Here is a 14695-nt window from a genome sequence, read left to right as displayed (position 1 = left end):
AGGTTATTAACGAGCTAATTTGTGATGAGCTCGCGAAAAGTGACCTGCGCAAAACGCGCCTACAATCGATAGTTCACCTGCTAAACATAATGCAGCACATACCTCTGCTAAGGCTTGCGATTTACCATTGCCGTGAAGGCCTAGCAAATCGAGGCATGCTTTTTGGCTTGGTAGACCAGTGCCGCCGCCTACTGTACCTAGCATTAAATTAGGCAGTGTTACGCTAGCGTATAGGCCACCTTCTTTGTTGAGCTCCATACGAGTCATACCAATCGCCGATTCAGCCACACAGGCTGCATCTTGGCCGCACGCAATGTAGAGCGCAGCAAGTGCATTTGCATAATGAGCATTGATACCAATCGTGCCGCTCAAAGCCCCACCGACTGTGGTCATTTGTCCGAACTGCACCATTTTCTCTGGTGTAGTGTGGAGGTACTTAGCGACAAGCTCGGCAGAGATATTAACCTCGGCTGTGACCTTTTTACCACGAACGCTGCGCAAGGTTTGAGTATTGGCTTTTTTATCGCCTGACAAGTTACCATCTAGGAAAGCATGATCGGGCTTAACCGGCGTATTTTCTATGATGTACTCAAAGACTGCATTGGTGGCGATGGTCACCATGTTTTGACCAGAAGCATCACCAGTTAGAAATTCAAACACCAAATAAACATGGTTACCTTCGATGTTGATATTGATGTCGGTAAGTTTGCCATGTGATGTTGTTGATTCAGCCAAGGTTTTAAATTGGTCATATTGGGTCACAGCCCAAGCCACAAACTGTCCGGCTTCAACTAATCCTTGGAATGCGAAACCAGGAGTACGTGTGACACCTTCATTGAGCAACATTGCACTTGCGCCACCACAGGCCGTAATCAGCTTAGAACCACGATTGTAAGACGCAACAAGCGCTGCTTCTGTGGTTGCGAGTGGGACGAGGTAATCGCCCGTAGCAAATAGGCCATTGACTCTTAAAGGGCCAGATATTCCCACAGGGACTTTAACGGTGCCAATAAAGTGCTCAATGTTTTTCTCATAAGCTTGGATCTGATTTTGTGTATGAGGGTCGAGGAGCTCTTGTTGAGAATCTGAATTGTCGAGAGCTGTCCAACGACGTGCTAGATTTTTTTCTGTCAGATAGGGGCTAGGAGTCAGCTTATTTACTGGCTTTTCAAAATGAGGCTGAAGCTTTTTTTCTAATGCGTCTGCGGAGATGTCGCCTCCTAAAATAGAAACATAGTCACGGCGATGCAGATTTAGTTTTGGCATAAATAGTATGAAGTAAAGTTTGTGCAGCAAATTGGTTTGCGCTGATTCTACCGAGTAATAAACCAGAAACAAGCGCCTGATATAATGAGTTACAGTTTGTATGGGTTTAGCAGCAATTTGTTCGCCTAAGCAAGACAACTTCGTCAAAAAATGCTCACTATGAGATTGAACTAGATATGGATATCGAGAAGGCTGCCGATGGCTTCGTTTTGACGATCAATCACACTCGCACCAACGCGGTTATAACTTGCGCTTTGAGTCAGTTTGATGAGTGCATCCGTTGAGGATGAAGATGGTTCCGGTTCTTTTTCTTTAAACGAAATGGATTGTTCAGGTTCTATTTGGTTAAAGCTGAAATCGCTGGTTTGGAAAGCGTCATCGGATTCTAGAGAGTGTTTGGAGGCTTGGTTGAGCTCGATTGCGGCTTCTTCAGCCATGTTGGTTGACTGCTGAATAATGGCGTAACCAGATTGAATACCAGATATCGACATAACAGAACCTTTTATTGACGTATTGAATGAGTCTAGGCGGACGATATTTTGAGCGCAATGGTGAACAGGTGAAATTTATGGTGAAACGGTGAACTTAAGCTAAAATAGTGACGTCTGTCTATTAATTAAACAGGTCATTCAGTGCGTTTAACTCTTCATCAGTCAGCAGAGAAGGCTGGTCCGTTTCAAGGTTGCCGTCGATTTCACCTTGAATTGCTTTCAATTGCTGTGGGCTAAGGAGCTGTATTTGCTGCTTAAATACTTCAAATTGCTGTGTATTCATAATGTGACCTTTGTTCAAATCCATATGCTCTATAGAGCATAGCCTACTGATTCAGGAAATCAAACAAGATTAAGTGAATATTAAATGAAGTTTGAAGTTTCCTAAAACTAAGACAACTATAAATTTCTGTGGTCGTTTTTTGTCCGAGAAATGTTAGGCAAAGTTATGGTTGGGTCAATCAAAGTCAGAGAATTCCTACAATGTAAAAATCCCCGCATCCCTTGTGGTGCAAGGGTAGGCAAGTAATTGCTCTACCCAATTGGGGGTATAGATAGAGCAATATATAAATCACATTTTATGATCAAAAGGTGAGCGATTGGCGGTATCTTTTTGTTTTTACAGTATTTTGTTTGTTGTTCAAGAAGCTTCTGTTTCAAACGGCTTATCTATCTTTACCTTAACCGCAAACTTGGTCGCTAAGGTATGTAATTCTGGAAGCATTCGATAGATCAAATGCAGCTGTTGTAGGACCATTCTGACAGAACTCTCGTCCTCTTCTCGCCACTCACTCAGACGTTTATCCAGTTCAGGGTCGTAAGCGTTTTTTACTTCACACTGTTCTTGGTGGGAGTAGAGCTGATCATTTAGAGCGTCGAGATGTTCGTGTATTACTCTATGTGCATCTAACACCAGTTTGTGTGTTGCTTCATCATCGATACGTGTTCTGTGAGCACCTAAAGCAGAGATATAACTGAGCAGAGCATGATTAAGTGTTAGGAATCGAAAACTCTCATCTTCAGAGGTGCGGTACTTGCCCGGTTCAACCAGCATGCTACTGATGGCCGCAGTCAGGTTGGCATCGTTATTGTGTGCACTGCGGCGCGCAATACGGTAATTAAGGGTGTCTTTTTTACCTACACGATACTGGCCAATGATCTGAGCGAGATAGTTCTTATTGGAATCGAGCGCATCTGCCATTACTTTGTGCAATCGCTTTGATTGCCAATCAGGCAACACGTAAATGACAGCAAGTACGGCGAGGGCACAACCGATAAAGGTATCCGCTAGTCTTGGCAACACCACCGCGTAGCCTTCCCCTAATTGGTTAAAGCAGAAGAGTACAAGCAGCGTGATAAAGCCGGTCGCGAACCCGTAGTTATTGATTCTGAATGCAAAGAACATCACGCCACTGATCACAATGAAAACTAACTGGCTTTCTTGAGACGGGAAGAAGGTCAGTAGTGGTACGCCAATCAACAAGCCTGCGACGGTGCCAATGACACGAGCCGTCAGCTTTTGTCGTGTTGCACTGTAGTTTGGCTGGCATACAAACAGCGTCGTCAGCAAAATCCAATATCCACGCTCTATGTCAAAACCCTGAATGATCCCGTAGCCGAGCGTCAATGTGATTGCCATACGAATCGCATGACGAAACAGCATCGAGTCGGTATTCAGGTTGGCTTTGATCTTGTGCCACATTGCCGTCAAAGTATGAGGGTTGGTATCGTCCAATACGTCTTCTTCCAACTTTTCCGCATCCGGGTTACTGATATTCGAGAGCTGCTTTTCGACGGTAGCTAGGTTATTGAATAAGTAATCCAATTGGTTGAGCAGTGATTTCCACTCGGGCTTGTTCTGTTGGTTAAGATGGTTAAGCGAAGACATTAACTCATCAAGTGCTAATACCGACTTATCGCCATGTTGGTATTCAGCTCCGACTTTCAATGAGCTCGCCACTTCTTTACAGGCTGTAGCTTGGGCTTCGAGTAGATACTTGAATCGAAACAACACATCAGAGCGTTCAAAGTGCTTTGCCAGCTCTTGATAGCGGTAGTGGGTAGAGCTCACGCGTTCATGAATGTCTTGTGCGATGAAATAGGTGTTTAGGAATCGGTCACTCGGACCATCAATGTGCCCGCGCTTAGATCGGTTAAGCAGTGTTGCTTTACACATATTGAGTGCATTAACGGTACTGGCGTTTAACTTGGCTTCAATAATGCGATGTGGTTGAGGAATAAGGTCAGATACAGGGTAGAAGAGTTCTGCTTTTGAGCCGATGTAATTGCCGATTTGATCGAATACCGTCGCTAGGTTTTGCTGTACGGGCTGCATCGGCCAAACAATCTGCCAAATCATCGACATGAAGTAGTACCAAGCGGCGCCGGTTAAAAGTAGAAGCGGTTGAAACCAAAGGTTGGTGCTCTCATGGGCACCGAGCATGGTATAGATAGCAACAAGCAGCGAACCAAACGCGATACTGGCGTATTTAGGGCCAATTGCACCGAGTATAATAAAAGAGAAGGTTGAAACGAAAAGCCCTATCGCGAACAGCCAAGGCGTGTCGAACAGAATCTCAATAGAGAAGGCTGCAACGGCAAAACAGATAAAGGTTAGCGTGAGTGCTTTCAAACGCCCGGTAAAGCTGTCATCACTTTCAGCAAGAGCCGCAGCAATAACACCTAAGATCAAAGGTGTGATGAGTGTGTTTTGTCCATAATACCAAGCAGGAACCACAACACCGAGTAGAGTGATGAGAATTAATACGCTGTAATTTATGGTTTTATTCGCCCAATAGAGGCGCAATTTGGCTGAGAAGTCCACAGTCGCTCACTTGACACACTAAAACCATAATCCTAACAGAAATCAAGCACAAGAATTTGATACTTATCCATAATTGCCCCTAGATGGTCATGAAAGCATCGATAAGATGTGAGACATTATTAATTCTCACAGCATCATGATATAAATTCAATATTCCCAATTAGAGAGCACACTCCAATGCAGCTAAGCGCTAACAAGACTGCACAGTTTTTTATTCAAAATGAATATCATCAAGTCGAACTTGATGGTCCACGCCTGCTGTTATCTTCAGTAGGCAGTGAAGAACGAATCCCGTTTACTATTTGGAGTGGCAAGATCGCGATAAAACGCGGATTGTTTTGGGGATCGTTACAGTTCTTTGCTAATCAACAAGATGGCAAACAGCGAAGCTGGTTAGTACAAGGTCTACCTTGGGAACAATGCCGTCAATTTGCACGCACATCGGTTGCTGCTTATCAGAAGTGGCATGATACACAATGTGAACAATTGGCTGAACACGTTCCTCAATGGGAAGCTGAATTGACACGTCTTGAGCAACTTCCAGCTTTCCTAGCGCATTCTAAAGTTAAGACTTGGGTCGACATGGTTAACTCAAGTTTAGAAAACATGACGATGACTTTAGAAGAAGCGGCGCAGCGTATGCCAAACCGCATTGCTCGAATGCAGCCATGGTTGTCTGAGACGGAAATTAAGCAAGCCGAAAGAAATCAGCAGTGGTTAGAAACAGAAAGACAAAACTGGGAAGTATTGTTTGCTCAATGTGAATCGTCACCACTCAATTTATCTCAACAATATGCGGTCTTGATGAATGATGATCACAACCTTATTTTAGCGGGCGCTGGCTCGGGTAAAACCAGTGTTCTTACAGCTCGCGTCGCGTATTTACTGCAAAGCCATCAAGCTCAAGCTGAAGAGTTGTTATTGCTCGCATTTGGTCGCGAAGCAGCGGAAGAGATGAAACAGCGCCTTAACAGCAAAATTGGTTTATCAGCAGAGAAGGTGCAAGTGAGTACTTTCCACCAGTTGGGTTTAAAGATCCTTAATCAAGTTGAACCTGAACGTGTGGTTATCTCTCCGTTAGCGCTCGATGACAATCAACGACAAGCATGGTGTATTGATTGGTTGAAAAAGCACTGGATGACGCCGACCAACTTCAAACGTTGGCAAAAGCACCTGTCTAAATGGCCAATCGCTTATTTAACAGGTGATGACGAACTTGGTAGCCATGTTTCAAACCTCAAGTTGATTGGTTGGCTTGAAAAGCAGCTTGAGCAGTTGAATGCATCGGGTTTATCGAAGAAGGAAGTGCAGCAGCAGTTGATTGATCATAGAGACTACACGCGTCTCAACAGCGAGCTTTCACTGTGCTGGCCATGCGTGACAGCATGGCAAAAAGAACTGAAAGAACAGAATCATATCGACTTCTCAATCATGATCAGCCGAGCCACTCAGTATGTCGAAAAGGGCAAGTTTATCTCGCCTTGGAAGTTCATCATGATCGATGAGTATCAAGACATCTCGCCAGATCGTCTTGCCTTGGTTGAGGCGCTGTGCAATCAGTCGAAAGCGCAACACCAAGCTTCTATTTTTGCGGTAGGTGATGATTGGCAGTCGATTTACCAGTTTGCGGGCGCAGATGTTGATTTGACGACGGGCTTTAAGGATCGTTTTGAAAGCTCGACCATTCATCACCTAGATACGACTTACCGCTTTAACAATCAGTTAGGTGCAGTTGCCAATCGTTTTGTGCAGGAAAACCCGATTCAGATTCCGAAAGAACTGAACAGCTTCAAGCAACAGAAACAGAAGGCGGTGTACAGTGCACCAAGCAAAGAAGTTGAGAAAATCCTCGATCAATTAAACCGCCAATCTAAAGGCAAAACCAACAAGTCTGTGCTGCTACTTGGACGTAACCATTACCACAAACCAGAATTGCTAGAAGATTGGAAAAAAATCTTCACCTCCATTGATATCAAATTCATGACTTGCCACGGCAGTAAAGGTAAAGAGGCGGACTTTGTCATTATTCTTTGTGTTGACGAAGGACAGTTCCCGACGAAGAAGAAACAACTGCATATTGATGGCGCATTGACCGAATCATCAGACGCGTTCCCATATGCGGAAGAGCGTCGTTTGTTTTACGTGGCAATGACGCGAGCAAAAGAGAAAGTATGGATTACGCACAGTGGCGACGGATCTGGCTTTGTGCAAGAGCTGCATGGCTCTGATTACCCTGTCGTTCGTAAAAAGTGATGTCACTTGGTGTAATTGTCTAAGATTAGATCTTCAAGCCCGCTCTCTATGCTCATTAGGGCGTAAGCTATTATCATTAGGAAAAAGGCATAAAGCAGAAGGAATCCGCTATGGAACACGGCTCTATTAACTACATTGAATTTGCTGCGAAAGACATCGCCGCAACTAAGGCGTTTTTCAGCCAAGTGTTTGGTTGGAGCTTCGAAGACTATGGCCCTGAGTATTCTGCTTTTGAAGGTAAAGGCTTAATGGGTGGCTTCTATTTAGCGGATCTGGCGTCGAATGCTGAAAGTGGCGCAGCGCTAATGGTGTTCTATAGCGAAGATCTTGAGCAAACCGAGCGTGACGTGCTTGATGCTGGGGGCGAGGTAAATCGTGAGATATTTAGTTTCCCCGGTGGCAGACGTTTCCATTTTAGAGAGCCAAGTGGCAACGAAATGGCGGTATGGAGTGACAAGTAGCGAGTTAAGACTCTGGTAAACAAAAAGCCTGCGATAAAATGCAGGCTTTTTAGTCTGTTCAGTAGAGATCTCATTTAACGTGCGATTACGTGCGCTCTGCTAGATACGCTTCGTAGTCTGGGATCTCAATGATCACTTCTTCTTCAAGCAGTGAAGAGTTAAATAGGAAGTTAGCGGTAGCACGGTTGGTTGCCACTGGAATGTTCCAAACACTTGCGATACGAAGCAGTGCTTTTACATCTGGGTCATGTGGTACGGCATTCAGTGGATCCCAGAAGAAAATCATCATATCGATCTTACCTTCAGAGATAAGCGCACCCAGTTGTTGGTCACCGCCCATTGGGCCGCTGATCATGCTCTTAATTGCTAGGCCCGTTTCTTTACTTAGTAGAGAACCCGTTGTGCCCGTTGCATAAAGGAAGTGCTTTTGTAGTTTTTCTTTGTTCTCTGTGACCCATCTAAGTAGCTCAGGTTTGAAATGGTCATGAGCGACCAAAGCGATATTCTTATGCGTTGGCATAGTACGCGTCGTTTTTTGCATGAATGTTCCCTAAATGATTGTTTCGTTTTTATTGTTTTGAGTTCTTCAGCCAATATAGCACTAAGGATTCACACTGAATACCGGACGAAACTCAGAAGGTGACAATGAGTCGGCGATAATTTGATCTTTGAGTGTTGCCGGTGTCAGTGCTTCAATCATGGGTGCACTGTGTTCTTCATAAGGTTGACCGCGTAAGTAACTGGTGGCTTGTTTTACCGATAAGCGACCTTGCTCAACCATTTTATCTGTTGGTGCAAAAAGCACCTTGTTACGAAGTAAGCCGCGGTAGGTTCCGTGACTTAGGTAACTTGAAATTAATCCAATTTCTTTGGTTTTACCGGCTGCTCTCAGCTCACTTATCGCAGCTTCAATCGCGACTGCGCTTCCGACAATATATTGAATCTCCGGCTGCTCGATGACTTGTTGTACCAAGTTTCTTTGCAGTTCTTTATCGTTGTCTGCCCAATAGCTTATCGCAATTTTGATATCGCTCGATTTGATTGCATCATAAAACCCAAGAGCTACAGGCTTAGTACCGCCACTTGATTGTGGGCCAAGTAACAAGGCGATAGGTGTTTCGCCTGATCCTTTCGGATGTCGTTTCGACAAAAACTCTCCGACTTGAAATCCCATTTGATACCAGTCGACACCGACCGTGCCTTTCAATACCTTCTGTTGTTCTTCATTGACGGTCAACTCATTGACAGTAGCAAACACAGGGGTAGAGCCAACCCAATCCGTAAGATTGTCATGGTAAGCATCGGGTGAAACTGTGCCTAAAATAATGGCATCGGCTCCCCATTGTGTGCAAAGCACCAGCTGTGAGGCTTGCTTACCAATGTTTGGGTATCCGCCGGCTTCTAATACTCTTAGCTCAACTTGCTGCTTTTCTGCTTCAGAGACCATGCCGTAGTTAACAGACAACCAGTAAGAATCCTTAAGGTGCGGATAAATGGCACAAATTTTCTCTTTATGTGATGTGGCTTCGGCAGGTTTTATTGGGCTCAAAGGCTCGCTAGCACTCGCGACAGAGGTTACTGTGGCCAGTAGTGTGAGAATGATTTTTGAAGCTAAAGGTCTAGATAGCATGAATTGCCGTTTTATTGGTTTTAGATAAGAAACACTGCAAAATATAGCGTATTCTGCATGGGTAAAGAAGAACGTTTTAAGGTTTAAAGTTTATGTTGTTAGCCTCAGCGAGTATTGGACGCAAGCTACTAGCCTCATTCTTAGTGATGGCACTGTTGGTTCTATTGTCTGCATTGATCGGTGTTTCTGGTTTTAGCTTTGTAGCAAAAACGGAAAGAAACGTCGTCGATTCAGCGCTTCCTGCCATGATCGAAGCTCGTCAAGTTTCTGAGTTGAGTAACCGTATTATTTCGTCAGTACAAACGCTGTCTAATGCGAGAAACGAGGCCGAACGAAAAGAGGCTGGCACTGTGTTGTTTGGCCAGCTTGAAGCACTTCTTCAGCATATCAAAGAGCTTGGTGTCGACAGTTTTGATTCCCAACTTCTCAATAAACTCGAAAACAATGTTCAAAGCGTTATTAACACACTGGCTGAACTGGGTGTCTCGGTTGAACGTAAGCTTTGGTTAAGCAAGGAATTGACGTCTCGTGTTGAAGAGATGCGCTTACTTGCCGAAGAGTTAGAGCAGCTCACGCGAACCCAAGTGCTGAATACTGCCACCATTGCGGTTGCCAACGTAACGCACATCTACGACCTGCTAGAAACCAAAGAAACCGATAGAGCCTACCAAGCCTTAGACGCACTTGTTGAAGTTGATCTTGATTTGTCTGAGCGTCTGCACGAATTGCATTTGTTGGCGTTCAAGATGCTCAATCAAATTGAAGAAACGCAAACCGTCACCAACGTTGAACGTATTCATCAAATCCAGTCTGAGTTCGAATCCAACCTAAGAATCATGGCGCGCCGCGTTAAAGCGGTGGAAGATCCGACTCGTTCTGCGCAGATGTCTCAGTTGCTTGAAGAGTTGAGAAAACGCCAGGTCGTGTTCGATATCTCGCTAGAACAATATGAGAACACCAAAAAGTCAGAGTTTCTGATGCAAAATACGTTGGAGCTGTTCTCTCAGCTGAATACAACGGTTAACCAACTGGTTGATGATTCAAACCGAAGCACAAAAAAAGCGGTTGATGAGCTGACTAGCACGCTGAATCTGGCTCAATGGTCGCTGTCTGTGATTTCGGTTATTGGTTTGGTTATCGTCGCATTTATCGTTTGGCGAGTGGTTTATATCTCGGTTGTTAAACGTCTTACTGAATACTCATCTGCCTTGATGTCTATCGCACAAGGTCGCCTGAATATTGATATCTCGGTTAAGGGTAATGATGAGTTGGCTCATATGGGCGAGGCAATCATCACCGCCAGAAACACCGCGCAAGCACTACAAGTGGTCGCGGTTGGCGAAGCTAAGGCAAAACGTGAGCTCGAAGAGCACAAAGAGCACTTAGAAGAGTTGGTCACAGATCGAACCTATCAACTGCAAAAGACCAATGAGAAGTTGAATGTCGAGGTGGGTAACCACGCTAAAGCTCGCAATGCGGCAGAACAAGCAAGCCGTGCCAAGTCTGCTTTCCTCGCGACGATGAGCCATGAAATACGAACGCCTATGAATGGTGTGTTAGGTACGGCTCGATTGCTTAAAGATACCGGCTTAGACCCGCTGCAATCAGGCTATGCGGACATCATTAACCGCAGTGGTAAGAATCTACTCGCGATTTTGAATGACGTACTGGACTATTCAAAGATAGAAGCTGGACATCTAGAAATACGCGCGGCTTCTTTTGACCTTTACCAGATGGTTCAAGATACCTATCAGTTAATGGAAGGGCGCGCCGCTGAGAAGAAGCTTAACTTTGATTTTCATATCGAAAGTGATGTTCAACGCTATTGGCGTGGTGATGTCACTCGAATCAGTCAAATATTGAATAACTTGGTCGGTAACGCGATTAAGTTTACTGAAAGTGGCTCAGTCGATATCTTTATCAGCTTAGATATCGAAGATGAAAATAGAGTGATGTTTGAAGTGTCAGATACCGGTGTCGGTATTGATGCAAGTGAACAAGCTTGTCTGTTTGATGCCTTTACCCAAACCGATAGCGGCCGCAACAAAACCGGTGGCACAGGGCTTGGATTAGCGATCAGTAAAAGCATCATGTTGGCAATGAATGGGGATATTGGCGTTCATTCTGAAGAAGGCGAGGGCAGTCAGTTTTGGTTCTCATTGCCACTTGAAGTAGGTGAGAAAATTGAAACGAAAGCAACGGTCATTGAAGCTTGTATCCGAGCGAAGGTACTGCTGATTGAAGACAACCCAGTAAACTGCATCGTTGCAGAAGGCTTTTTGAATAACCTAGGCCACGAGGTTGTGATTGCGACAACCGGACAAGAAGCGAGAGCCATATTCAGTGAGCAAGAGTTTGATATTGCGCTGGTGGATATCAACTTACCGGACTGCGATGGCGTCGAGCTAATTCAACAACTCAAAGACGATGCGCTTCAGCATGAGAGCGAAGAAGACGTAATTCGAAAAGTACCCCCAATGATCGCAGTATCGGCTCACGTGTTTAACGAAGAAGTGGAAAGCTACTTGTCGTCTGGCTTTGATGGCTTCTTGCCTAAGCCGCTAGAGAAGGAAGCACTTTCTCAGCTCATTGTGACACAGCTTGATGGCAAGGCTTTGTTACTGCCACAACCTGATCCTAACGATTCTATATGCAGTCAAAACAACAAACCTCAACGTAATAAAGGCAACGAGTTGTGCTCATCTCAGATGGTGAGCGTCGTCTCTGATCTAGCCATCAAGGCTTTGCAAACTGAAGACGAAGGAGAGATTCCTGTGAAACTGATTGATTCCAAAGTGATAGAGGGTGACCTATCGATTCTTGGATTGGATAAAATGAAACAGATCGTTGTGCTGTTCGAGGAGAGCAGTAACCTTACCTTGAATGAATTAGTCGAGGCAAGCGAAGCCGATAACGGACGAGAAGTGAAGTCTTTGGCGCACAAGCTCAAAGGATCGGCGGGCAGTTTGGGCTTATTAGCGCTGTACAATTTGTGTCAGAGTATTGAAGCTAGCGAACAACCATTATTGCAGTACCGAGATAACGACCACGCTTTATCTGAATTGGTTAAAGACTCGTTAGAGGCGTTACTAACTTATGTTTCTGCCTAATGACGAGAGCTTGCTTTAAACTTGATCTAATCAACAAGTCAAAAAATCCTCTGAACGAATATTCGTCAGAGGATTTTTTATACCGCGCAAGTCAGCGCTCTTTATGAAAGACTAACCATTCCAGCTAACCAAGGCTCAAGAGCTCGAACTAAGGCTCAAGAGCTCGAACTAAGGCTCATCGCTTACTACCTATTCTCAAAGCGATTGTAATCCAACAAGCCAAACTCGATTGGTTGGTCTTGTTGATACCAACGATGAACTCGGTCACTGAACGGCCAGAACTCGTTAGAACTGCGTCGTACCGCAAACTTATCCAGCAGCGCCACGTAATCTTCTTCTGTGTTTAAATTTTGCAGAGTTTTCACCAGAGTCGGTATCTCGCTTTCGGTTAAAGACAGGTAGGCTGCAGGGTAGCTACCGACAACGCCTCGTACGAGCGTTAAGTCATCATTGGCGTAATCTCTGTTACCTTCTTCATTAAACAAGCTTGAAATGTTGCTGTGAGCGTTATTGTGAATCATGGTGAACAGCTGCTCTTCGCCATTTTCGCCTTCAATCATGATCATCACTAACTGAGGAACATGACGCAGGCCGACTCCCTTTATCAGATTCACTTGGTTAAGCAGTGCTTCGTTCTTTCGACCAAAACCTGTTTCGACAATATCAAAACGACTATCGAGGACAGGCGCGAGCTTATCTTTGATCATATTGAGCAGTTCACGCTTAGGATCGGCCGTTTTGTAAACCACACTTGTTGGTTGGTCGAAAGGGGCGATATTGCGTTGCAAGTAATCGCTCAGTTGTGCACTTTGGTTTTTGTACCAGCTTGAGTGTTCAATATGGCGAACATCTTTAGGAAGAAGGGTTAAGAAGTTACTCTCGCCCTCAAGGCGCAAGAAGTCCATAAACATACGCGTAATCAGCTGGTGGCCGAAGTTTCCATACACATCGAAGCCTGCTACAAGAAGGTAATGAATGCGCTCTAGTAAGGCGTAATCAAGGATCCATGCTGTCTTAGGTTGAGTGCCAACTAAACCCTGAACAACCGAAGCGCTATCGAAGTGTCTAAAGATGGTGAGAGCAGCATTTTGGTTGATGCCATCGCCATCCCAAATTATACCGGTGTCTAGGTTCACGCCACTATCGAACCATTGGTTGGTGAAGTCTGATTTCGCATTTAGGTATCGAGCCTGTTGCTTAGAGTAGCGCACCCAGTTAGTCGCTGGTACGGTGTTACTTTTCAGTTCACTGGGGAGTTTTAAGTTTTTCTTCTGGCTGGCGTAGAAAGCGTTTATTTCTGGTAAATCGGCTTTCTCTGGATCAATGAAGAAAATCCAAAAACGGTCGTTAATCACATTCAAGGCAAGTTGACCACGACACACTGGCCCTTTGATAAAAGCCATGATGGTGTTTTGCGCATTGTCCAACATGAAATGGAAGCGCGAGTTCACTGGCAGCGCTTCAAACGAAGTCATAGGGTTAGCTGCGACATCAATGTTGTAGCTAGGGGGTTGTTTCACAGAGTAATTAGCATCGACAAACCAAGTGTTCCACTTTTGTAGTCGCTCTTTATTGAGTGCGAAAGGCATGTGCGTTTTGTCGACGATGGAGCCTTGTTCTGGAATCAGGCGGTAGTAAACACGTTCTACTTTTGGATCGTCGTAAGGGCGACGAGTCGTGATGCGCTGCACCGCTTCACCTGGAGGCGTTGCAGAGCGGACAAGTGTGAAGAAACGCGTTGGCTGCGCCAAATCAGAGAAGTAGACATGCGATAGAAACAGGTGCTCATAGATGTAACGTGCTGAAAGTTGGCTTTTATTGTCACTCTTATTGAGAAAGCTTTCGTAGACATTAACGAGCTCTTGCTCCGCATCATTCAGTGGAATGTGGTCGTTCATTAACGCGCCATTTTCCAACCAACTCATTAAAGTCGCGTATTCTGTTTTATCTAAGTTCGGCATCCCATAAGGCATCCCCCAAGTTGGGTAATCTCTCTCGTACTGGGCGTACTCTTCAATCGTTGGGCACTGTTGGTCGCGATCGGTTGAAAAGTCGAAACCTTCAAGCTGGGTTTGATCTGGAAGTGGGTGGTTCTCTTTCTGGGTCAACATACGAGAAACAAGACCTGCATCGAGGTTAGCCGTTGAGTTTTGCATACGTTCGTTGAGAACTGGGTGAAAATCCGCATCGCGCCACTCTTGTGTGGTTAAAGCATCTTCAAACAAGCGAGTAGGGGCTGAAGCGGTTAAACGGGTGCCTTGATAAACGAGTGCCTTGCTTGCACCTCGGTCGATACCTTCTACCGAAGACATTTTGAGCTGGCAAGGTGCGTCATAGCAAGCGTGACAAACCACACATCGGTTATCAATGATGGGCTTCACTTCATCAATGAAGTGCTGTGCTTGAGCCGACAGAATAGGCGCTTGGCGATCGCGAACTTGTTGTTTACCAAACAGCTCGTCGAAGTTTAAACCCGCGTAGACGGCACAACCTGAGAAGACGCTAACAAAAGCTAAAATGAAGAGTTTTTTCAAATTCATACGTATTTATATATTAAGCATTTTCTCTAATTATATCGAAAATGATTGAAAATGCTCATGTTCTAACAATCTTATAGATAAGATCTTGATGGGACTGAGCAACTTATCGAGGTGACTCAC

At 44.9% G+C, this 14695-nt stretch carries 11 protein-coding genes; 4 read left to right on the top strand and 7 right to left on the bottom strand.

Annotated features, from left to right (window positions below; translation table 11 throughout):
- Positions 1–6: 6 nt before the first annotated feature.
- The 4 genes from M4S28_RS24610 to yccS all read right to left on the bottom strand — a co-directional run bounded on the left by M4S28_RS24610 (position 7) and on the right by yccS (position 4581).
- A complete protein-coding gene (locus M4S28_RS24610) occupies positions 7–1266 on the bottom strand; it encodes a hydroxymethylglutaryl-CoA reductase (RefSeq protein ID WP_102456754.1) in 1260 nt (419 codons plus the stop codon).
- Between the two features lie 170 nt (positions 1267–1436).
- Positions 1437–1757 (bottom strand): hypothetical protein, encoded by a 321-nt coding sequence (locus tag M4S28_RS24605; protein WP_004730251.1) that lies wholly within the window; start codon positions 1755–1757, stop codon positions 1437–1439.
- Between the two features lie 121 nt (positions 1758–1878).
- Positions 1879–2064 carry a hypothetical protein gene (locus M4S28_RS24600; RefSeq protein WP_249633132.1) on the bottom strand — a complete coding sequence of 62 codons (186 nt, stop codon included), beginning with the start codon at positions 2062–2064 and terminating at the stop codon, positions 1879–1881.
- A gap of 333 nt (positions 2065–2397) precedes the next feature.
- Positions 2398–4581 (bottom strand): YccS family putative transporter, encoded by a 2184-nt coding sequence (yccS, locus tag M4S28_RS24595; protein ID WP_004730255.1) that lies wholly within the window; start codon positions 4579–4581, stop codon positions 2398–2400.
- Positions 4582–4758: 177 nt separating this feature from the next.
- Between yccS and helD the strand changes: the two genes are divergently transcribed.
- Together helD and M4S28_RS24585 are read left to right on the top strand one after the other, a co-directional pair.
- Positions 4759–6834 (top strand): DNA helicase IV, encoded by a 2076-nt coding sequence (helD, locus tag M4S28_RS24590; protein ID WP_249633131.1) that lies wholly within the window; start codon positions 4759–4761, stop codon positions 6832–6834.
- 110 nt (positions 6835–6944) lie between these two features.
- Complete coding sequence (locus tag M4S28_RS24585; protein WP_061023392.1) at positions 6945–7295, top strand: VOC family protein; 351 nt, start codon at positions 6945–6947, stop codon at positions 7293–7295.
- An 85-nt stretch (positions 7296–7380) separates the two neighbouring features.
- On the opposite strand, the gene M4S28_RS24580 is transcribed toward M4S28_RS24585, so the two are convergent.
- Both M4S28_RS24580 and torT read right to left on the bottom strand, forming a co-directional pair.
- Positions 7381–7836: a methylglyoxal synthase gene (locus M4S28_RS24580; protein ID WP_004730260.1), complete on the bottom strand. Its 456-nt coding sequence runs from the start codon at positions 7834–7836 to the stop codon at positions 7381–7383.
- 60 nt (positions 7837–7896) lie between these two features.
- Complete coding sequence (gene torT / locus M4S28_RS24575; protein WP_240513410.1) at positions 7897–8844, bottom strand: TMAO reductase system periplasmic protein TorT; 948 nt, start codon at positions 8842–8844, stop codon at positions 7897–7899.
- On the opposite strand from torT, the gene M4S28_RS24570 reads away from it, so the two are divergent.
- Positions 8789–8953, top strand: coding sequence for a hypothetical protein (locus tag M4S28_RS24570; protein ID WP_249633130.1), 165 nt, complete (start codon positions 8789–8791; stop codon positions 8951–8953). The genes torT and M4S28_RS24570 overlap by 56 nt on opposite strands.
- Before the next feature lie 64 nt (positions 8954–9017).
- Positions 9018–12035 (top strand): TMAO reductase system sensor histidine kinase/response regulator TorS, encoded by a 3018-nt coding sequence (gene torS / locus M4S28_RS24565; protein WP_249633129.1) that lies wholly within the window; start codon positions 9018–9020, stop codon positions 12033–12035.
- Between the two features lie 185 nt (positions 12036–12220).
- Here torS and M4S28_RS24560 read toward each other — a convergent pair whose 3' ends face one another.
- Positions 12221–14575 (bottom strand): fatty acid cis/trans isomerase, encoded by a 2355-nt coding sequence (locus tag M4S28_RS24560; protein WP_249633128.1) that lies wholly within the window; start codon positions 14573–14575, stop codon positions 12221–12223.
- Positions 14576–14695 lie beyond the last annotated feature (120 nt).

The organism is Vibrio sp. J383 (assembly GCF_023503985.1).
Classification (GTDB): domain Bacteria; phylum Pseudomonadota; class Gammaproteobacteria; order Enterobacterales; family Vibrionaceae; genus Vibrio; species Vibrio splendidus.
Note: the sequence above shows the minus strand (reverse complement) of the source record. Positions and strands in the feature narration are given on the sequence as shown.

What these genes read in the sequence shown, in the direction of transcription:
- helD (WP_249633131.1), top strand. Translation starts at nt 4,759, where the DNA reads ATGCAGCTAAGCGCTAACAAGACTGCACAGTTTTTTATTCAAAATGAA.
- torS (WP_249633129.1), top strand. Translation starts at nt 9,018, where the DNA reads ATGTTGTTAGCCTCAGCGAGTATTGGACGCAAGCTACTAGCCTCATTC.
- M4S28_RS24580 (WP_004730260.1), bottom strand. Translation starts at nt 7,836, where the DNA reads ATGCAAAAAACGACGCGTACTATGCCAACGCATAAGAATATCGCTTTG.
- M4S28_RS24605 (WP_004730251.1), bottom strand. Translation starts at nt 1,757, where the DNA reads ATGTCGATATCTGGTATTCAATCTGGTTACGCCATTATTCAGCAGTCA.
- M4S28_RS24570 (WP_249633130.1), top strand. Translation starts at nt 8,789, where the DNA reads ATGGCACAAATTTTCTCTTTATGTGATGTGGCTTCGGCAGGTTTTATT.
- M4S28_RS24585 (WP_061023392.1), top strand. Translation starts at nt 6,945, where the DNA reads ATGGAACACGGCTCTATTAACTACATTGAATTTGCTGCGAAAGACATC.
- M4S28_RS24610 (WP_102456754.1), bottom strand. Translation starts at nt 1,266, where the DNA reads ATGCCAAAACTAAATCTGCATCGCCGTGACTATGTTTCTATTTTAGGA.
- M4S28_RS24560 (WP_249633128.1), bottom strand. Translation starts at nt 14,575, where the DNA reads ATGAATTTGAAAAAACTCTTCATTTTAGCTTTTGTTAGCGTCTTCTCA.
- M4S28_RS24600 (WP_249633132.1), bottom strand. Translation starts at nt 2,064, where the DNA reads ATGGATTTGAACAAAGGTCACATTATGAATACACAGCAATTTGAAGTA.